Annotated in this window: 2 protein-coding genes; both read left to right on the top strand. The window is 72.4% G+C overall.

All coding sequences use genetic code 11. From position 1 onward, the window contains the following. Positions 1-8: 8 nt before the first annotated feature. Complete coding sequence (locus tag JOM49_RS42915) at positions 9-17,756, top strand: SDR family NAD(P)-dependent oxidoreductase (protein ID WP_308158733.1); 17,748 nt, start codon at positions 9-11, stop codon at positions 17,754-17,756. Next, on the top strand, positions 17,639-23,071 hold the full coding sequence (locus JOM49_RS13420) for a type I polyketide synthase (RefSeq protein WP_443626009.1): 5,433 nt from the start codon (positions 17,639-17,641) through the stop codon (positions 23,069-23,071). The genes JOM49_RS42915 and JOM49_RS13420 overlap by 118 nt, the downstream gene beginning before the upstream one ends. Positions 23,072-23,082 lie beyond the last annotated feature (11 nt).

The raw sequence follows: 23,082 nt of genomic DNA, 5'->3' as shown, positions 1-23,082 counted from the left end.
GGCCGTCCGTGAACGAGATCGCGATCGTCGGACTTTCCTGCCGCCTGCCGCAGGCCCCGGACCCCCAGCGCTTCTGGGCGCTGCTGCGGGACGGGGTGGACGCGATCACCACCATGCCCGGCGAGCGCTGGGACAGCGACACCCCGGTGCCGCCGGGCGCCGAACACGGCGGTTTCCTGGACGGGGTGGCCGATTTCGACGCCGCGTTCTTCGGCATCTCCCCGCGTGAAGCGGCGATCATGGACCCGCAGCAGCGGCTGGTGCTGGAACTGGCGTGGGAAGCGCTGGAGGACGCGGGCATCGTGCCCGCCGCGGTGCGCGGGGCGCAGGCGAGCGTGTTCGTCGGCGCCATCGGCAGCGACTACGGCACGCTCATGCAGCGCGCTGGCGCGGACACGATCAACCAGCACACCATCACCGGCACCAACCGCGGCATCATCGCCAACCGCGTTTCGTACACCCTCGGCCTGCGCGGGCCGTCGGTGACGGTCGACGCGGCGCAGTCTTCCTCGCTCGTCGCCGTGCACCTGGCCTGCGAGAGCCTGCGCAGCGGGGAAGCCACGCTGGCGCTCGCCGGGGGCGTGAACCTGAACCTGGCGCCCGAAAGCACGCTGACCGCAGCCCGGTTCGGCGGCCTGTCCCCCAGCGGCCGCGCGTACACCTTCGACGCCCGCGCAGACGGTTACGTGCGCGGCGAAGGCGGCGGGCTGGTGGTGCTCAAGCCGCTGGCGCAGGCGATCGAGGACGGCGACCGGGTCTACGCGGTCATCCGCGGTGGCGCGGTCAACAACGACGGTGCCGCCGACGGTCTCACCGTGCCGAACGCACACGCTCAGGAAGCGTTGCTGCGCAAGGCTTACGAGCACGCGTCGCGACTTCCGTCCTACGTCGAGCTGCACGGGACCGGCACGCGCGTCGGCGATCCGATCGAGGCGCGGGCGCTCAACGCCGCGTTCGGGGACCACCGGCTGCGCGTCGGCTCGGCCAAGACGAACGTCGGGCACCTGGAGGGCGCGGCGGGCATCGTCGGGCTGCTCAAGGTCGCGCTGAGCATCCACCACCGCGCACTGCCGCCGAGCCTGAACTTCGCCACGCCCAATCCGGCGATCGACTTCAGCCACCTCGTGGTGCAGCAGGAATTCGAGGAGTGGCACGGCCCGCGCGTGGCCGGGGTGAGTTCGTTCGGCATGGGCGGCACGAACTGCCACCTGGTGCTGACCGAGGGCCCGGAACGCGTGACCGCGCCTTCGTCGGAGCCCGGCGTTGTTCCGGTACTCCTTTCGGCGAAGTCGGCTTCGGGCTTGCAGGCCCAAGCGGACCGGCTGGCCGAATTCGTCACCGATGAACCCCTCGCCGATCTCGGTCATTCACTGGCCTACACCCGGACGCACCACGAACATCGGGCCGTGGTGCTCGCTGATTCGATCGACGAACTGCGCGAGAACCTCAAGGTATTGCGGCCGGGTGTCGCCGGAGCGGCGAAGGTCGCCTTCCTGTTCCCGGGTCAGGGCAGCCAGCGCGCGGGCGCCGGTCGTGAACTGTACGAGCGCTACCCGGTTTTCGCTTATGCCGTCGATGAAATCTGCGCGCGCTTCGACCACCACCTGGACCGGCCGCTGCGCGAGATCATGTTCACCGACGCGGAAGCACTCGGGCAGACGCAGTACACGCAGCCCGCATTGTTCACCCTCGGCGTCGCGTTGTTCCGGCTCGCGGAATCCTGGGGTCTGCGCCCGGATTTCCTCCTCGGGCACTCGATCGGTGAGCTGGCGGCCGCACACGTCGCCGGGGTGCTCACCCTGCCGGGCGCCTGCTCGCTGGTCGCCGCCCGCGGCCGGCTGATGCAGTCGGTGACCGAGCACGGCGCGATGGTTTCCTTCAAGGGCACCGAGGAAGAAATCCGGGCATTGCTCACCGACGGCGTGGACATCGCGGCGATCAACGGGCCCGATTCCGTGGTGCTTTCGGGCGAACACGACACCGTTCTCGAACTGGCACGCGCGTGGAAGGCCGACGGTCGCAAAGCCAAGCAGTTGCGGGTGAGTCATGCCTTCCACTCGCCGCACATGGATTCGATCCTGGACGGATTCCGCGCACTGGCCACCGGGCTCGATTTCACCCCGGCGACCTTGCCGATCATCTCGAACGTGACCGGTGAACCCGCCACCGACCTGAGTTCACCGGACTATTGGGCCGACCACATCCGCCACGCCGTGCGCTTCGCCGACGGCGTGCGTTTCCTGGTCGGCGCAGGGGTCACCAATTTCGTCGAACTGGGCCCGGATCCCGTGCTCGCCGGAATGGCCCGTGACACCGATTCGACCATCACCATGGCATCCATGCTGCGCAACGGCCGCAGTGAAGAACGCAGCTTCCTCAACGCTCTCGCTTCCGCGCACAACTCCGGCGCCGAGGTCGACTGGTCGCAGGCGTTCGGCACCGCCCGGCGCATCAGCCTGCCCACCTACGCCTTCCAGCGGGAACGGCACTGGTTCGGCGAAACCACCCGGCTCAAGGCCGAAACGCCGTCGTCGCCGTGGGCGGGACGCCTCGGCGGACTCAGCGATTCCGAGCAACACGAGGTGCTGCTCGACCTCGTCCGCGATTCGATCGCGGCGGTTCTCGGGCACAGCAGCGCGGAAACGGTCGACATCGGGCGCACGTTCAAGGAACTCGGTTTCGATTCGCTGACCGCCGTCGAACTGCGCGACCACCTCAGCGCCGCCACCGGCCTCAAGCTGCCCGGCGCGCTGATCTACCACCACCCCACCGCGACCGCGCTGGCCCGCCACCTGCGCACCGAACTGCTGGACGCGCCGGAAACCGTGACCACCGCGTCGGTGACCGCCGCTTCGGACGAGCCGATCGCCATCGTCGCGATGGGCTGCCGCTACCCCGGCGGCGTCACCACCCCCGAGGAACTGTGGCGGCTGGTGGCCGACGGCGTGGACGCGATCACCGAGTTCCCCGGCAACCGCGGCTGGGACCTCGACGGCCTGTACGACCCGGACCCCGACGAGCCCGGCCGCTCCTACACCCGGTACGGCGGTTTCCTGCACGACGCCGACACCTTCGACCCGGCGTTCTTCGGCATCAACGCGCGTGAGGCCGCCGCGATGGACCCGCAGCAGCGGTTGCTGCTGGAGACCTCGTGGGAAGCGATCGAACGCGCGGGCATCGACCCGGCTTCCCTGCACGGCAGCGGCACCGGCGTCTTCGTCGGCGCGATGGCGCAGGACTACGGCCCGCGGCTGCACGAAGGCACCGAGGGCGGCGGCTACCTGCTCACCGGCAACACCACCAGCGTCGCGTCCGGCCGGATCGCCTACACCTTCGGCTTCGGTGGCCCGGCGGTCACCGTGGACACGGCCTGCTCCTCGTCGCTGGTCGCCCTGCACCTGGCCGCGCAGGCCCTGCGGCACGGCGAATGCTCGCTGGCGCTGGCCGGTGGCGCGACGGTGATGGCGTCGCCGGGCATGTTCGTCGAGTTCAGCCGCCAGCGCGGGTTGTCGGCGGACGGCCGGTGCAAGGCGTTCGCCGCGGGCGCGGACGGCACCGGCTGGGCCGAGGGCGCCGGCATGCTCCTGCTCGAACGCCTCTCCGACGCGCGGCGCCACGGGCACCCGGTGCTCGCCCTCATCCGCGGCTCGGCGATCAACCAGGACGGCGCCTCCAACGGCCTCACCGCGCCCAACGGCCCGTCGCAGGAGCGGGTCATCCGCTCGGCGCTGGCCATGGCCGGACTGGAACCGTCCGAAGTGGACGCCGTGGAAGCACACGGCACGGGCACCTCGCTCGGCGACCCGATCGAGGCCGACGCCCTGCTCGCCACCTACGGGCGCCACCGCGGCGAGCACCCGCTGCTGCTCGGCTCGTTCAAATCGAACATCGGGCACACGCAGGCGGCGGCCGGGGTCGGCGGCGTGCTCAAGATGGTCATGGCGATGCGGCACGGGCTGCTACCGAAGACCCTGCACGTGGACGCGCCTTCGCCCCACGTGGACTGGTCGGCCGGCGGGGTCGAGCTGCTGACCGAGCCGGTCGCCTGGGATCGAGACCGTCCGCGCCGAGCCGGGGTGTCGTCGTTCGGCATCAGCGGCACGAACGCGCACCTGATCCTCGAACAAGCCCCCGACGAGACTCCCGCGCCTGCCGCCGAGGTCACCGGCACGATCCCGTGGCTGCTGTCGGCCAAGAGCGAAGCCGCGCTCCGAGCCCAGGCCGCACGCCTGCTGGACCACCCCGGCAACGCCGCGGAGATCGGCTTCTCGCTGGCCACCACCCGGCCGTCGTTCGCGCACCGCGCGGTGGTCCTCGGCGACACCGAGGCGGAGCTGCGCGCGAACCTAGCACTGCTAGCGAATGGGACAGAGAATCCGCTAGCGGTGCTAGGAACCGCTCGGCCCAGCGGACGCACGGTCTTCGTCTTCCCCGGTCAGGGTTCCCAGTGGGCGGGCATGGCGACGGCCCTGCTCGACGCCTCCCCCGTCTTCCGCGAGCGGATGGAAGCCTGCGCCGAGGCACTCGCCCCCTACGTCGACTGGGACCTGCTGGACGCCGTCCGCGGTGAAGGGCTCGACCGGGTCCAGGTGGTGCAGCCGGTGCTCTGGGCGGTGATGGTCTCGCTGGCTGAGCTGTGGCGCTCCATCGGCGTCCAGCCCGACGCGGTCCTCGGTCACTCCCAGGGTGAGATCGCCGCCGCGTACGTGGCCGGAGCGCTCTCCCTCGAGGACTCCGCACGCATCGTCGCCCTTCGCAGCAAGGCGATCGTCGCGCTCGCCGGGACCGGCGGCATGGTCTCCGTGCCACTGCCCGCCGCCGACACCGAAGAGCTCCTCACCCGCTGGCCCGGCCGCATCCACATCGCCGCGGTCAACGGGCCCGGGTCCACCGTGGTCGCCGGTGAACCGGCCGCGCTCGACGAGCTGCTGGCCGACGAAACCGTGCGTGCCCGCCGCATCCCCGTCGACTACGCCTCCCACACCCCGCACGTCGAGGCCATCCGCGAGGAACTGTTCGAAGCGCTCGCCGGGATCACCCCGCGTGCCGCCGAGATCGACTTCTACTCCACGGTCACCGGCGACCGCCTCGACACCACCGAGCTGGATACCGCCTACTGGTACCGCAACCTGCGCCAGCCCGTCCTGTTCGAGCAGGCCACCCGCAAGCTCGCCGACGACGGCCACCGGACCTTCATCGAGTCCAGCGCGCACCCCGTGCTGACCAACGGCATCAACGAAACGCTGGAGGACACCGCCACGGTCACCGGCACCCTGCGCCGGGACGACGGTGGCTGGGACCGCTTCCTCAAATCCGCCGCACGCCTGCACGTCGAGGGCACGCGGATCGACTGGGATTCGCTCTTCGCCCCCGGCACCCGCGCGATCGAGCTGCCGACCTACGCCTTCCAGCGGCAGCGGTACTGGCTGGACGTCCCGGCACTGGCCGGCGACCCGGCGGCCTCCGGTCTCGACGCCGCCGAGCACCCGCTGCTCGGCGCCGCGGTCGCGCTCGCCGAGGAGAACCGGCTCGTGCTGACCGGCAGGCTGTCCCTGCGCACGCACCCGTGGCTGGCCGATCACGCCGTGCGCGGCACGGTCGTGCTGCCGGGCACCGCGTTCGTCGAACTCGCCATCCAAGCCGGCGACCAGGCCGGATACCCGGCGCTGACCGAGCTGACCCTGCGCGCTCCCCTGCTCCTGCCCGCGGAAGACGGCGTCCGGATCCAGGTCGTGGTCGACGGCGAAGAGGTCAAGATCTTCTCCCGCACCGGTGAGGAATGGACGCTGCACGCGACCGGCGTGCTGGGCACCGAAGCCGGTGAGGTCGAGCCGCTGACCGGGGACTGGCCACCCGCGGGCGCCGAGCCGGTCGACCTCGACGGCATCTACGACCAGCTCGCCGAGAGCGGCTACGACTACGGCCCGGCCTTCCGCGGCCTGCGGTCGGCGTGGCGGCTCGGCACCGATGTCTACGCCGAGGTCCGGCTGCCCGAGCCCGAGGGCGCGGCCGACTTCGGGCTCCACCCGGCCCTGCTCGACGCCGCGCTCCACGCGGTGGTCGGGCTGGTGCCGCTGTCCCGGGCCGACGGCGAGATCCCCCTGCCGTTCTCCTGGGACGGTGTGCGACTCGGCGCGGCGGGTGCCGCCGCGCTGCGTGTCCGCGTCGCCCCCCACGGCGCGGACCGGGTGGCACTCGCACTGGCGGACTCCTCGGGACTCCCGGTGGCGTCGGTCGACTCCCTGCTGCTGCGGCCGATGCCGGCCGAGTTGCTCGTCAGTGCGGGTGCCACTCCACTCGACTCGATGTACACAGTGGACTGGATCGAGGTCTCGGGTGCCGAGGCGGCCGAGGCCGTCACCTTCGGCGGCGAAAACGTCCACGCGGTGACCGCCGCGGCCCTCGAAGCGATCCAGGAGCACCTGCGCGAGGACAGAGAAGCGCCACTCGTCATCGCCACTCGCGGCGCTGTCTCCACGCGACCCGGTGAAGGGGTCGACGACCTGGGCGCGGCCGCCGTCTGGGGCCTCGTCCGCTCCGCCCAGACCGAACACCCCGGCCGCTTCGTCCTGGTCGACACCGATGGCCCGGTCCTGGTCACCGGCGAATCGCAGGTCGCCGTCCGCGACGGCCGGGTGCTCGCCCCACGCTTGGCCCGCGCCCGGCTCGAACCGGCGGGCCGGGCGCTCGACCCGGACGGCACGGTGCTGATCACCGGCGGCACCGGCGTGCTCGGTGCCCTGGTCGCGCGGCACCTCGTCCACCAGCACGGCGTGCGTCACCTCGTGCTGACCAGCCGACGCGGGCAGGCCACCGCACTGCACGACGAACTCCGGGCGGCCGGTGCCGCGGTGAGCGTCGTCGCCTGCGACGCGGCGGACCGCGAAGCGCTGAAGACCGTGCTCGACGGCATCCCGTCGCTGACCGCGGTCTTCCACGCGGCGGGCGTGCTGGACGACGCCGTCGTCACCGCACTCGCCCCGGAGCGCCTGTCCACCGTGTTGCGGCCCAAGGTCGACGCGGCGCTACACCTGCACGAACTCACGCGGGAACGCGACCTCGCCGCCTTCGTGGTGTTCTCCTCGGTCACCGCCACCATCGGCAGCCCCGGCCAGGCGAACTACGCCGCCGCCAACGCCTTCCTCGACGGACTGGCCCACCACCGGCACGCCCTCGGCCTGCCCGCGACCAGCCTCGCCTGGGGTCTGTGGGCCGAGAGCAGCGGCCTGACCAGCGCGATGAGCGCGGGCGACCGCGCCAGGATGGCCCGCACCGGCATCGCGCCCCTGCCCACCGACCAGGGCCTCGCGCTGCTCGACGCGGCGCTGGCCGGTGACCGTCCCGCGCTCGTCCCGGCGAAGCTGGACCTGAGTTCCGGCACGCTGCCGAGCCTGTTCCACGGCCTTCGCCGCCCTGCGCGCCGCCGTGTCGAAGACCGGCCGGAAACCGACGGCTCCTGGACTCAGCGCATGCTCGCGCTCTCGTCCGCCGAGCGGGCCCGCGCGGTGACCGAACTGGTCCGCGCGCAGGTCGCCGTCGTGCTCGGACTCGACGCGAACGCCACCATCGAGCACACGCGGGCGTTCAAGGAACTGGGCTTCGACTCGCTCACCGCGGTCGAACTGCGCAACCGGCTCAACACCGCGACCGGCCTGCGCCTGCCGACCACGATGGTCTTCGACCACCCGAGCCCGGCGGCGCTGGCGGAGTTCCTGCACACCGAACTCGGCGGCACGGCACCCGCGCCCACCACGGCAGCGGCCACAGCGTCCACAGGGTCCGGTTCGGACACCGGCGAGCCGATCGCCATCGTCGCGATGGCCTGCCGCTACCCCGGTGGCGTCCGCACCCCGGAAGACCTCTGGCGCCTGGTCGCCACCGGGACCGACGCGATCGCCGAGTTCCCCGGCGACCGCGGCTGGGACCTCGAGAACCTCTACCACCCGGACCCCGAGCACAACGGGACCTCCTACGCCCGGCACGGCGGTTTCCTCTATGAAGCCGCGGACTTCGACGCCGGGTTCTTCGGCATCAGCCCGCGCGAGGCGACCGCAACCGACCCGCAGCAGCGGCTCCTGCTGGAGACCGCGTGGGAGGCGTTCGAACGCGCCGGTGTCTCGCCGCAGGACCTGCGCGGCAGCGACACCGGGGTGTTCGCCGGGGTCATGTACGACGACTACGGCACCCGGCTGGGCAGCGCGCCCGACGGCTACGAGGGCCACCTGCTCACCGGGAACACCACCAGCGTCGCGTCCGGCCGCATCGCCTACACCTTCGGGCTGGAGGGTCCGGCCGTCACCATCGACACCGCCTGCTCCTCCTCGCTGGTCGCCATGCACCTGGCCAGCCAGGCGCTGCGCAACGGCGAATGCTCGCTGGCGCTGGCCGGCGGGGTCACGGTGATGGCCACGCCGAACGTCTTCGTCGAGTTCAGCCGCCAGCGCGGGCTTTCCGCCGACGGCCGGTGCAAGCCGTTCGCCGCGGCGGCCGACGGCACCGGCTGGTCCGAAGGTGCCGGGCTGGTCCTGCTCGAACGGCTTTCCGACGCCCAGCGCCACGGCCGCCGGATCCTCGGCGTGCTGCGGGGCTCGGCGATCAACCAGGACGGCGCGTCGAACGGGCTGACCTCGCCGAACGGGCCGTCGCAGCAGCGGGTCATCCGGCAGGCGCTGGCCAACGCCGGGCTGCGGCCGTCCGATGTGGACGCGGTGGAAGCCCACGGCACCGGCACCACGCTCGGGGACCCGATCGAAGCGCAGGCGTTGCTCGCCACCTACGGGCAGGGCAGGGAGACCCCGCTCCGGCTGGGCTCGGTCAAGTCGAACCTCGGGCACACCCAGGCCGCCGCCGGGGTCGCCGGGGTGATCAAGATGGTCGAGGCCATGCGGCACGGCGTGCTGCCGAAGTCGCTGCACGTGGACGCGCCTTCCCCGCACGTGGACTGGTCGGCGGGTGCGGTCGAGCTGCTGACCGAAGCGCTCGACTGGGACCGCGACCGCCCGCGCCGGGCGGCGGTGTCCGCCTTCGGCATCAGCGGCACGAACGCCCACGTGATCCTGGAGCAGGCGCCGGAACCCGAGAACCCGCCGACCGCGATCGGCACCGTGCCGTGGGTGGTGTCGGCGGTCAGCGAGGAGTCGTTGCGCGCGCAGGCACGCCAGTTGCGCTCGCACGTCGCCGACCTGCCGGAACCGGACCTCGGCGGGATCGGGGCGGCACTCGCCCGGCGTGCGGTGCTGCCGCATCGCGCGGTCGTGCTCGCCGCCGACCGGGAGGACTTCCTGCTCGGCCTGGACTCCATCGTCGCCGGTGACACCGCCTCGAACGCGGCCCTGGGCTCGGTCAACGCCCCGGGCAAGACCGCCTTCGTCTTCCCCGGTCAGGGTTCGCAATGGGCGGGCATGGCCGTCGAGCTACTGGACCGCTCCCCGGTTTTCCGCGACCAGCTGGAAGCCTGCGCCACCGCACTCGCCCCGCACGTCGACTGGTCACTGCCGGACGCGCTGCGCGGCGAAGGCCTGGAGCACGTGCACGTCGTGCAGCCGGTGCTCTGGGCCGTGATGGTTTCGCTGGCGTCGTTGTGGCGGTCCGTCGGCATCGAGCCGGACGCGGTCGTCGGGCACTCGCAGGGTGAGATCGCCGCCGCGTACGTGGCCGGGGCACTGTCCCTTGAGGACTCCGCCCGGGTGGTCGCGCTTCGCAGCAAGGCGATCCGCGAGATCTCCGGACTCGGTGGCATGGTTTCGGTGCCGCTCTCCGCCGAAACCACCGAAGCGCTCCTGATGGGTCGCGACGGCCTGGGCATCGCGGCGGTCAACGGTCCATCGTCCACTGTGGTCTCCGGTGACGCCGCCGCGCTCGACCAGTTGCTCGCCGACTGCGAGCACAGCGACATCCGCGCCCGCCGCATCCCGGTGGACTACGCCTCGCATTCGGTGCACGTGGAGGCGATCCGCGAGCAGGTGCTCACCGATCTCGCCCCCATCCGCCCACGCACCTCGGACCTCGCGTTCTACTCGACCGTCACCGGCGAGCCGATCGACACCGCCGAGCTGGACGCCGCCTACTGGTACCGCAACCTGCGGCAGACCGTGCTCTTCGAGCCGGTCACCCGCAAGCTCGCCGAGGACGGTCACCGGGCCTTCATCGAGTCGAGCGCGCACCCGGTGCTGACCGTCGGGCTGCAAGGCACGCTGGACGCGCTCGAAGTCGACGCCGTGGTGACCGGTTCCCTGCGCCGCGACGAAGGCTGGGCCCGATTCCTCGACTCGGCCGCCAGGGTGCACGTCCGCGGCACGGCCGTGCGCTGGGACTTCGACGGCGTCCGCCCCGCCGAGCTGCCCACCTACGCCTTCCAGCGGCAGCGGTTCTGGCTGGACGCCCCCGAGCGCAGCGGTGACGTGACCGCCGCCGGGCTCGACGCGACCGCGCACCCGCTGCTCGGCGCGACCATGCACCTGGCCGACGGTGACCGGCTGGTGCTCACCGGACGGCCGAACCTGCGTTCCCTGCCGTGGCTCGCCGACCACCGGGTGTTCGACACCGTCCTGCTGCCGGGCGCCGCTTTCGCCGAACTGGCACTGGAAGCGGGCCGGCTCGCCGAGTGCGCGCAGCTCGACGAGCTGACCCTGCACGCGCCGCTGGTCCTCACCGAGCACACGCGACAGCTGCAGGTCACCGTCGGCGGCCCGGACGACGACGGCCGCCGCCCGGTGGAGATCCATTCGCGGGCCGACGGCGAACCGGCGGTCCGCCACGCCTCCGGTCTGCTCTCGCCGGAACCGGCCGAGCCCGGATCCATGCCGGACTGGCCGCCGGAGCACGCCGAGCAGATCGAGCCCGCCGAGCTGTACGAGAAGCTGGCCCTGCGTGGTTACGACTACGGCCCGGCGTTCCAGGGTGTGGTCGCCGCCTGGCGCGGTGACGGCGAGCTGTTCGCCGAGGTCCAGCTGCCGGAAGGACTGCCGGCGCAGGCGTTCGGCCTGCACCCGGCGTTGCTCGACGCGGCACTGCACACCGTGGCGCTGGCCGCGGACGGTGCGGCGGCCGGTCAGGTCATGCTGCCGTTCTCGTGGTCCGGCGTCTCCCGGTTCACCACCGGCGCGACCTCCCTGCGCGTGCACGTCACCCAGGACCGGGACACCTTCACGCTGCGGATGTCCGCCCCTGACGGCACGCCCGTGCTCACCGTCGATTCACTGGTGACCAGGCCGATCGACGCGAGCAAGCTGAAGCCGGGCGCCGAACGCGAGCTGTATGCGGTGGAGTGGTCGCGGCTGGAGCCGGGCACCGAGTCCACGCCCGAATACGAGGTCTTCGAGTGCCTGCCCGGTGAGCACGGTGTGCCCGCGAACACGCACAAAACAGTCCACAATGTACTCACCAAACTGCAGGAATGGCTTGCCGCCGAGCACACCGCGAAGCTGGTCGTGCTGACCCGGGGTGCGCTCGCGCTGCCCGGCGAGGCCGTGGAAGACCTGGCGGGCGCCGCCGCGTGGGGTCTGGTGCGCTCGGCGCAGACCGAACACCCCGGCCGGTTCGTGCTCGCCGACGTGCGGGACGCCACGGCGGACGCTCTCAACGCCGCGATCGCCTCCGGCGAGCCGCAGGTGATCCTCCGCGGAGACACCGCCTACGCCCCGCGGCTGGTCAAGGCCCAGCCGGAGCGGCCGGAGCTGGGCGACACGGTGTTGCTCACCGGCGGCACGGGCGTGCTCGGCAGCCTGCTCGCCCGGCACCTGGTGACCACGCACGACGTCCGGCGCCTGGTGCTGACCAGCCGCCGCGGCCTCGACGCTCCGGGGGCCACCGAACTGCGGGCCGAGCTGACCGCGCTCGGCGCCGAGGTCGACGTCGTCCGCTGCGACGCCGCCGATCGCGGCGCCCTCGCCGCCCTTCTCGACACCCTCCCCGGCCTGACCGCGGTGGTACACGCGGCAGGCGCGCTCGACGACGCCGTGCTCACGGCGCTGGACTCCGAGCGCCTGTCCACCGTGCTGCCGCCCAAGGTCGACGCCGCCTGGCACCTGCACGAACTGACCCAGGACCGCGAACTGTCGGCGTTCGTCCTGTTCTCGTCGGTGGCCGGGATCGCGGGCACCGCCGGGCAGGCCGGTTACGCGGCCGCCAACGCCTTCCTCGACGCGCTCGCCGCCCACCGCCAGGACCTCGGCCTGCCCGGCACGAGCCTGGCCTGGGGTTACTGGGCCGAGGAGACGGGCATGACCGGTCACCTCACCGAGGCCGACCGCCTGCGCCTGGCCCAGAGCGGGTTCGCCCCGATGGACACCGGCGAGGGCCTGGCCCTGTTCGACTCGGTGCGCCAAGGGGTCCGCGTGCCCGCGCGGCTGGACCTCGCCGCCCTTCGCGGCCGGGCCGCCGCCGGCACCCTGCCGCCGCTGTTCGCCGGGCTGGTCCGCGCCCCCGCCCGGCGGGTCACCACCGGACTGGCCCAGCGCCTGGCCGACGCCGACCCCGCCGAGCAGCTCAAGGTGCTGACCGAGCTGGTCCGCACGCACGCGGCCGCCGTGCTCGGGCACTCCGGCGCCCAGCAGGTCCCGGCCGAACGGGCCTTCAAGGACCTCGGCTTCGACTCGCTCACCTCGGTGGAACTGCGCAACCGGCTCAGCGAAGCGGCGAGCACGCGCCTGCCGGCCACGCTGGTGTTCGACCACCCCACCCCGCAGGCCGTCGCCGTGTTCCTGCGCGAACACCTCGGCGGCACCCGCACCACCCGCGCGAAGGCGAGGGCGGCCACCGGGCACGACGAGCCGATCGCCATCGTCGCGATGGGCTGCCGCTTCCCCGGTGGCGTGCGCTCGCCGGAGGACCTGTGGCGCCTGGTCGACGCGGGTACCGACGCGATCTCCGAGTTCCCGGTCAACCGCGGCTGGGAACTGGACCGCCTCTACGACCCCGACCCGGAAGCGCAGGGCACCTCGTACGTGCGCCACGGCGGTTTCCTGCACGACGCCGACGAGTTCGACCCCGAGTTCTTCGGCATCAGCCCGCGTGAGGCGTCGGCCACCGACCCGCAGCAGCGGCTCCTGCTCGAAACCGCGTGGGAGACCTTCGAGCGCGCCGGCCTCGACCCGGCTTCCCTGCGCGGCAGCGACACCGGCGTGTTCGCCGGGCTCATGTACGACGACTACGCCTCGCGACTGCTGAAGAACCCGCCCAAGGACGTCGAGGGCTACCTGGTCAGCGGCAGCGCGGGCAGCGTGGCGTCCGGCCGCGTCGCCTACACCTTCGGCCTGGAGGGCCCGGCGGTCACCGTCGACACGGCGTGCTCGTCCTCGCTGGTCGCCGTCCACCTGGCGGCGCAGGCCCTGCGCAGCGGTGAATGCTCGCTGGCGCTGGCCGGTGGGGTGACGGTGATGGCGACCCCGGCGGTGTTCATCGAGTTCAGCCGCCAGCGCGGGCTTTCGCCGGAAGGCCGGTGCAAGTCGTTCGCCGCGAGCGCGAACGGTGCCGCGTGGAGCGAGGGTGCCGGACTGATCCTGCTCGAACGGCTCTCCGACGCCCAGCGCAACGGCCACCAGGTGCTCGGCGTGATCCGCGGCAGCGCGGTCAACCAGGACGGCACGAGCAACGGGCTCACCGCGCCCAACGGCCCGTCCCAGGAACGGGTGATCCGGCAGGCGCTGGCGAACGCGGGCCTGCGTCCGTCCGATGTGGACGCGGTGGAAGCCCACGGCACCGGCACGACGCTCGGCGACCCGATCGAGGCACAGGCCTTGCTCGCCACCTACGGCCAAGAGCGGGAGACCCCGCTCCGGCTCGGCTCGATCAAGTCCAACATCGGCCACACGCAGGCCGCCGCCGGAGTCGCCGGGATCATCAAGATGGTCGAGGCGATGCGCCACGGCGTGCTGCCGCGGACCGTGCACGTCGACGAGCCGTCACCGCACGTCGACTGGGCCGCGGGTGCCGTCGAACTGCTGACCGAGCCGGTCTCCTGGGACCGCGACCGCCCGCGCCGCGCCGGAGTGTCGTCGTTCGGCATCAGCGGCACCAACGCGCACCTCATCCTGGAGCAGGCACCGGAAACACCCGAACCGCCGGCTTCCGAGCACACCGGTCCGCTGCCCTTCATCGTCTCCGCCAAGTCCGACGCGGCGGTGCGGGAGCAGGCCGCGCGACTGGCCGAGCACGTGCGGGAACACGCGCCGGCCGACCTCGCGCACTCCCTGCTGGCCACCCGGCCTCTCCTGGACCGCGGTGCCGTGGTGGTGGCCGCGGACCACGACGAGCTCCTGTCCGGTTTGGACCAGATCGGCGCGACCGTGGCCCGGGAGGACGAGGGCGGCCTCGCTTTCCTGTTCACCGGTCAGGGTGCGCAACGGCCGGGCATGGGCCGCGACCTGTACGAGCGCTTCCCGCTCTTCGCCGAAGCACTGGACGCCGCCTGCGCCCACCTGGACACCGAACTCGACCGTCCACTGAAGACGGTCATGTTCACCGGCGACGAGCTGGACCGCACCATCCACACCCAGCCCGCGTTGTTCGCCCTCGAAGTCGCGCTCTACCGGCTGTACGAGTCACTGGGCATCTGTCCGTCCTATGTGGTCGGACACTCGATCGGCGAGCTGGCGGCGGCCCACGTCGCCGGGGTGCTCTCGCTCGAAGACGCCTGCCGCCTGGTCGCCGCCCGAGGGCGGCTCATGCAGAGCCTGCGTGACGACGGTGGCATGGCCGCGATCGAGGCCACCGAAGACGAGGTGCTCGCGTCGCTGCGCGGCATCGCGGGGGTGTCGATCGCCGCGCTGAACGGCCCGTCCGCCACCGTGATCAGCGGCGACCGCGACGCCGTGCTCGACGTCGCCGCGACCTGGAAAGCTCAGGGCCGCCGGAGCACCAGGCTGCGCGTGAGCCACGCGTTCCACTCCCCGCACATGGACGGCATGCTCGGCGAATTCCGTCGTGTCGCCGAGAGCCTGACGTACCACGAGCCGGAGATCGCCGTGGTTTCCAACCTCACCGGCGACCTGGCCACGGACGAACTGCGCGAGCCGGAGTACTGGGTGCAGCACGTGCGTCAGGCCGTCCGCTTCGCCGACGGCATGCGACGGCTGCACGAACTCGGCGTACGCACCTTCGTCGAACTGGGTCCGCAGCACACGCTCACCGCTATGGGTGGCGACTGCGTTCCGGACGGCGACCTCTTCGCCACGCTGCGGTCCGACCGCCCGGAGGACCGCGCCTTCCTCACCGCGCTCGGCCGGATCCACCTACGAGGCACCGACGTCGACTGGCCGCGGTTGTTCACCGGCCGGCGCGTGGACCTGCCGACCTACGCCTTCCAGCGTCGCCGTTACTGGCTGGACCTGCCCGAGGACAGCGGCGACGTGACCGCGGCCGGGCTCGGCGCCAGCGCGCACCCGCTGCTCGGCGCGGCGGTCACCCTCGCGGGTGGCCGGGGGCTGCTGTTCACCGGTCGGCTGTCCCGGAAGTCCTGGCTGGGCGAGCACACCATCGACGGGACCGTGCTGGTCCCCGGAACGGCGCTCGTCGAGCTGGCCCTGTACGCCGGTGAGCAGGCGGGCGTGCCGGAACTGGAGGAGCTGAACATCCAGGCTCCGCTCGTGCTCCCGGAAACCGGGGCCGTGCAGCTCCAGGTCGCGCTGAACGCCGGAACCGTCACGATCCATTCGCGGTCGGCCGAGGACGAAACCTGGACGCAGCACGCCGAAGGCACCCTGCGCGCCCCGACCGCCACCCCCGTGGCCTGGGAAATGCCCGCCGACGCGACCGAAGTGGACCTCGGGGACGTCTACGGCCGTCTCGCCGCGCACGGTTACGAATACGGCCCGGCCTTCCAGTGCCTCGGCACCGTGCACGAGCACCACGGCGAGCGGTACGCCGAACTGCGCCTCGACGCCGAACCGGACGGGCACAGCCTTCACCCCGCGCTGCTCGACTCCGCGTTCCACCTCCTGGCGCTCGACGCCACGGAGACCCGGGTGCCCTTCGCCTGGCGCGATGTCGCCCTGCACGCGACCGGCGCGCGGTCGCTGCGGATCCGGTTGACCCCGGCAGGTGATGGCGCGTATGCCATGTCCGCCGTCGACCCCGCCGGGCAGCCGGTGCTCACCGTCGGCTCGTTGGAGACCAGGCCCGCGGACCTGGGTGCGGCCAAGCGGCTCGACCTGTACCGGGTCGACTGGGCTCCGGCCCCGCAAGCGTCCACAGAGGACACTGGGGACACCGAGGTCCTGCACGCCACCGGCAACGACGTTCACGAGACGACCTGGCGCGTCGCCACCGCGCTCCAGCAGCACCTCGCCGAGGACAACGGACGGCGGTTGACCGTGGTCACCACCGCGGGTGAGCTCGCCGGAGCCGCGATCCACGGCCTGGTCCGCGCGGCCCAGCGCGAACACGGCGACCGGTTCGCCCTGCTCGACACCGACCGGCCGGACGCGATCCCGCCGGAGGCCCTGAGCGGCGCACCCGAACTCCGGGTCCGTGCCGGTGAGGTACTCGCGCCACGGCTGGTGCGAGCCGGCGCGACCGGCCGCAAGCTCGACCCCGAAGGCACGGTCCTGCTCACCGGCGGCACCGGCGCGCTCGGCCGCCGCATCGCCCGGCACCTGGCGCACCACCACGGCATCCGGCACCTCCTGCTGGTCAGCCGCGCCGGTGGCGAGGCACCGGCGGACCTCGGCCCGGACGCACGGGTGGTCGCCTGCGACACCGCCGATCGCGGCGCGCTCGCCAGAGTGCTCGCGGACATCCCGGCCGAACACCCGCTCACCGCGGTGATCCACGCCGCGGGCGTGCTCGACGACGCCGTGCTGACCTCGCTCACCGAAGAGCAGTGGCACGCGGTCGCGCGGCCCAAGGTCACCGCCGCGCGGAACCTGCACGAGCTGACGCGGCACCTGGACCTCGAGGCCTTCGTGTTGTTCTCCTCGATCGCGGGCACGCTCGGCAACGCGGGTCAAGCCGCCTACGCCGCCGCGAACGCCTACCTCGACGAACTCGCCCGCCACCGGCAGGCGGACGGCCTGCCCGCGGTGTCGCTGGCCTGGGGACTGTGGGCCGAGAGCGGCGGTATGACCGACAGCCTGTCCACAGTGGACCAGGCGCGGCTGGCCAAGCTCGGGGTCTCGCCGCTGCTGCCCGGGGACGCGCTCACCCTGTTCGACGCCGCACTGAGCGGTGAGCACCCGGCACTGGTCGCGGCGAAGCTGGACTTCACCGCCGCGCACCCGCTCTACCGCGGGGTGGCGCGCACACCGGTCCGCCGGGCCGCGAACAACACCGAAGCACTGGGCGGGCTGAGCGAAGCCGAGCAGCGCAGGCGGTTGCTGGACCTGGTCACCACCACGGTGGCCGAGGTGCTCGGGCACGCCAGCACGGACGGCATCGACGCCGACCGCGGCCTGCTCGCGATGGGCTTCGATTCGCTGACCGCGGTGGAGTTCCGCAACCGGCTCGCCGCGGAAACGGGACTGCGCCTGCCGTCCACGCTGGTGTTCAACCACCCGACACCGGGGGCAATCGCCGACTACCTGCGGGCCGAACTCGCCCCGGCACCGGCGGGCGAACTGGACCGGCTGGAGGCCGAACTGGCCTCGATGGCTCCGGCCCGCCAAGCGGAAGTGACCGCGCGGCTGGCGGAAATGCTGCGCAAGTGGGGCACGAACGGTACGGGCAACGGCGCCTCGGCCGACCTCGATTCGCTGAGCGACGACGAACTCTTCGACGCTCTCGACGAAGAACTGGGACAGAGGGGCAACGGGAGAAGATGACGACCGAAGACAAGCTGCGGGACTACCTCAAGCGCGCGACGGCCGAACTCCGCCAGGCCCGCGAGCGCGTGGCCGAGCTCTCCGGCCGCGCCGCCGAGCCGATCGCGATCGTGGCGATGAGCTGCCGCTACCCCGGTGACGTGCGCTCACCGGCCGAGCTGTGGGAACTGGTCGCCTCGGGCACGGACGCCATCTCCGGGTTCCCGGCCGACCGCGGCTGGGACGTCGAGCACCTCTACGACCCCGACCCCGAGCGCGTCGGCACCAGCTACACCCGTCAGGGCGGTTTCCTGGCGGACGCGGACCACTTCGACGCCGACTTCTTCGGCATCAGCCCGCGCGAGGCACTGGCCATCGACCCACAACAGCGGCTGCTGCTGGAAACCGCGTGGGAAACGCTGGAGCACGCGGGCATCGACCCGCTTTCCCTGCGCGGCAGCCGGACCGGCGTCTTCGCGGGCGTGATGTACGACGACTACGCCTCACGCCTGCACCGCGCGCCCGCCGGGTTCGAGGGCTACCTGGGCAACGGCAGCGCGCCGAGCATCGCTTCCGGCCGGGTGTCCTACACCTTCGGGCTGGAAGGTCCCGCGGTCACCATCGACACCGCCTGCTCGTCTTCGCTGGTGGCGATCCACCTGGCCGCGCAGTCGCTGCGGCAGTCGGAATGCACGCTGGCGCTGGCCGGTGGGGTCACGGTGATGGCCACCCCGAGCACCTTCGTCGAATTCAGCCGCCAGCGCGGGCTTTCCCCGGACGGGCGGTGCAAGTCGTTCTCGGCTTCGGCCGACGGCACCGGGTTCGCCGAGGGCGCCGGGCTCATCCTGCTGGAGCGGTTGTCCGACGCCGAGCGCAACGGGCACCCGGTCCTCGCGGTGATCCGGGGCAGCGCGGTCAACCAGGACGGTGCCAGCAGCCAGCTTTCGGCACCGAACGGGCCGTCGCAGGAGCGCGTCATACGGCAGGCGCTGGCCACCGCCGGTCTGCAACCGTCCGAAGTGGGCGCGGTCGAAGCACACAGCACCGGCACCACGCTCGGCGATCCGATCGAGGCCCAGGCGTTGCTCGCCACCTATGGACAGGACCGCCGGGAACGGCCGCTCTGGCTGGGTTCGATCAAGTCGAACATCGGGCACACCCAGGCCGCCGCCGGGGTGGCCGGGGTGATCAAGATGGTGCTGGCGCTGCGGCACGGCACGCTGCCCAGGACCCTGCACGCCGACCAGCCGAGCCCGCACATCGACTGGTCGGGCGGCTCGGTCTCGCTGCTCACCGAACCGGTGCCGTGGCCGGAGAACGGCACGCCCCGGCGAGCCGGGATCTCCTCGTTCGGTATCAGCGGGACCAATGCGCACCTGATCCTGGAGCAGGCCCCGGCCGTCGAACCCTCGGCCGAACCGCCCGCCGACTCGCGCCCGGTGCCGTGGTTGCTGTCCGCTCGCAGCGAGCGGGCGTTGCACGTCCAGGCGCAGCAGCTGCGGCGGCACCTGGTCTCGTCCACTTCGGACCCGTCGACCGTCGGATTCTCGCTGGCCACCTCGCGGTCCACGTTCGCCCATCGTGCCGTGGTGGTCGCCGACAACCGCGAGGACTTCCTGCACGGGCTCGACCGGCTCTCCCGCGGCGAATCGGCGACCGGGCTGATCACCACGCCCCATGGTGCGCAGAACCCGGTCGCCGGTGCCCGTGAACCGGTCTTCGTGTTCCCCGGCCAGAGTTCGCAGTGGGCCCGGATGGCGGTCCCGCTGCTCGGCACGTCCACGGTGTTCCGCGAGCAGATCCAGCTCTGCGCGGACGCGCTCGCCCCGCACGTCGACTGGTCCCTGCGCGAGGTGCTGGAGGGCACGCCAGGCGCGCCGCCGCTGGAGCGGGTCGACGTGGTGCAGCCCGCCCTGTTCGCGGTGATGGTGTCGCTGGCGCGGCTGTGGCAGTCGATCGGCGCGAAGGCGAGCGCGGTGATCGGGCACTCGCAGGGTGAGATCGCCGCCGCGCACATCGCGGGCGCGCTCACGCTGGAGGACGCGGCGCTCATCGTGGCCAGGCGCAGCCAGGCCGTCTCGGCGCTGAGCGGCCGCGGTGGCATGGCCTCCGTGCCATTGCCCGCTTCCCAGATCCACGAGCATCCGGCACTGCTGGACGGACGGCTCGGGATCGCGGCGATCAACGGTCCGGAGTCCACTGTGGTCTCCGGCGCGAAGCAGGCGATCGACGAACTGCTCGCCGAGTTCGAGGCGGCCGGTGTGCGCGCACGCCGGATCGCGGTCGACTACGCCTCGCACTCCCCGCACGTCGACAGCCTGCGTGAAGCGCTGCTGGAGATGCTGGCCGAGGTCAAGCCGCTGCGGGCGGAGATCCCGTTCTATTCGACCGTCACCGGTGAGCCGATCGACACCACCGAACTGGACGCCGCGTACTGGTACCGGAACCTGCGGGAGACCGTGCAGCTCGACAGCGCCGTGCGTGCCCTGCGCCGGGACGGGCACCGGTCCTTTGTGGAGACGAGCCCGCACCCGGTGCTCACCATCGGCATCCAGCAGACGCTCGACGAGACCCGCGAAGACGGCGTCAGCACGGTCTGCGGCACGCTCCGCCGTGACAACGGGGACTGGAAGCAGTTCCTCGCCGCGGCCGCACAGGCACACGTCAACGGCGTCGACCTCGACTGGACCGCGGTCTTCGCGCCGGGCACCCGGAAGCAGGTGGACCTGCCGACGTATCCGTTCCAGCGCAAGCGGTACTGGCTCGACGCCCCGGCGGGCGCGACCGATCCGACCGCCGCCGGCCTCGACGCCGCCGACCACCCGCTGCTCAGCGGCGCGCTCGAACTCGCCGACGGGGAAAGCACGGTGTTCACCGGCCGCCTGTCCCCGCACGCGCAGCCGTGGCTCGCCGACCACACCGTGCTCGGCACCGCGTTGCTGCCGGGAAGTGCCTTTGTCGATATGGCGTTGTTCGTCGCCGAGCGCACGGGATGCGGGCAGCTGGAGGAGCTTCTGCTGCAAGCGCCCCTGGTTCTTCCCGAGCAGGGCACCCTCCGGTTGCAGGTGGCGGTCGGTCCCGTCGAGGACGATCGCCGCGCATTGACCGTCCACTCACGACCCGAGGACGCCGAGCCGGACGACCCGTGGACCCTGCACGTCACCGGTTCGCTGAGCACCCTGGCGCCCGAGGTGGCCGGGGACCTGTCCGGCGCCTGGCCACCGGCCGGGGCGCAACCGGTCGAGATGGACGAGTTCTACGACCGGTTGCAGGACGAGGGGTACGGCTACGGCCCGACCTTCCGCGGCCTGCGTGGCGTCTGGAAGCTCGGCGACGACTTCTACGCCCACGTCGTACTGCCCGAAGAGCAGCACGCCGACGGTGAGCGGTGTGCCCTGCACCCCGCCCTGCTCGACGCCGCGCTGCACCCGCTCGCCCGCGAATCCCTCGGCGGCGACGGCATCAGCCTGCCGTTCTCGTGGAGTGGCGTGAGCCTGCGCACCAGCGGCACCACCGCGTTGCGCGTCCGGCTGACCCCGGTGGGCACCGACAGCTACCGCGTGACCCTGGCGGACAACGTGGGCGCTCCGGTCGCCTCGATCGACACGCTCACCGCACGCCGGATCAACCCGGCGATGCTCGGGTCCGGCGGTCACCGGTCGATGCTGTTCCACGTCGAGTGGTCCGCCCTGCGTGACACCGAACCCGCGTCGGAGGTCGTGCCGGAGCTGGTCGAAGCCGCCGATGTCCCGGCGGCGCTACGGCTGGTCCAGGCCGCGATCGCCGAGGACAGGCGCCTGGCGTTCGTCACGCACGGCGCGGTGTCGACCGAGCCCGGCGAGGACGTCACGGACCTGACCGGCGCGGCGGTGTGGGGCCTCGTGCGCTCGGCCCAGACCGAGCACCCCGACCGGTTCACCCTGGTGGACACCGACTTCCCGCAGTCGGTGCCCGCCGCGCTGGCCACCGGCGAGCCGCAGGTCGCCGTCCGGAACGGCAAGGCGCTGGTGCCGCGGCTCGCCCGGACCGCGGCCGAGCTGGCGCACACCACGTTCGACCCCGAGGGCACCGTGTTGATCACCGGCGGCACCGGTGTGCTCGGCGGCCACCTCGCCCGGCACCTGGTGCTCAACCACGGGGTGAGGCACCTGCTGCTCACCTCGCGTCGTGGCCTGGACGCCCCCGGCGCGACCGGCTTGGCCGCCGACCTCGCGGACCTCGGCGCGGAGGTGTCCATCTCCGCCTGTGACGCGGCGGACCGCACCGCGCTGGAGTCCCTGCTGGCGGGCGTTTCCCGGCCGCTGACCGCCGTCGTGCACGCGGCCGGGGTGCTCGACGACGCCACGATCACCGCGCTGACCCCGGAGCAGCTGGCGAACGTGTGGCGGCCCAAGGTCGACGCGGCCCGCAACCTGCACGAGCTGACCGGCGAGCTGAGCGCGTTCGTGTTGTTCTCCTCGATCGCGTCGACCATCGGCACCCCCGGCCAGGCGAACTACGCGGCGTCCAACGCCTACCTCGACGCGCTCGCCGAGCACCGGCGGGCGCAGGGCCGGCCCGCGCTCAGCCTGGCGTGGGGCTACTGGGCCGAAACCACCGGCATGACCGGGCACCTCGACCACGCCGACCACACCCGGATGGCCCGCGCGGGCATCATCCCGCTGGCGACCGCGCAGGGATTCGAGCTGTTCGACGCCGCGCTGACCACGGACCGCGCGGTGGTCGTCCCGGCCAAGATGGACACCGCCGCGCTGCGGAACCAGGCCACCGCGGGCACCCTGCCGCGGTTGTTCCAGAACCTGGTCAAGGCCCCGGCCAAGCGCGCCGGCGGCGGGCTGGCCGACCTGGCGCAGCGGCTGGCCGACCTCGCCGAGTCCGAGCAGCAGGCCCTGCTCATCGACGTGGTGCGCGGGCACGTGGCCACCGTGCTCGGGCACACCGATCCGGACACCATCCCGACCGAGAAGGCGTTCAAGGAGCTGGGTTTCGACTCGCTGACCGCGGTGGAGCTGCGCAACCGCCTCACCGCCGCGACCGGCCTGCGACTGCCCGCGACCCTGGTGTTCGACCACCCCACGCTCGCCGGGCTGGCCGGGTACATGCGGGCGGAACTGGCGCCGCGGACCGAGGAGCCCGACCCGGCCTCCGCCGTGCTGGAGCGGCTCGACGGCCTGGAGGAGGCGTTGATCGGGTTGTCCGACCTGCGGGTCACCGACCGGCTGCGAGAGCTGCTGGCGGTGGCAGGCGGCACGGACGCCGGACTCGGCTCGGCCAGCGCGGACGAGTTGTTCGACTTCATCGACGGCAAGCTCGGCAGGAAGGTGGAGACCGCATGAGCACCGGCCCG

The organism is Amycolatopsis magusensis (assembly GCF_017875555.1).
Taxonomy (GTDB): domain Bacteria; phylum Actinomycetota; class Actinomycetes; order Mycobacteriales; family Pseudonocardiaceae; genus Amycolatopsis; species Amycolatopsis magusensis.
This window is presented reverse-complemented; position numbering and strand designations above follow the sequence as displayed.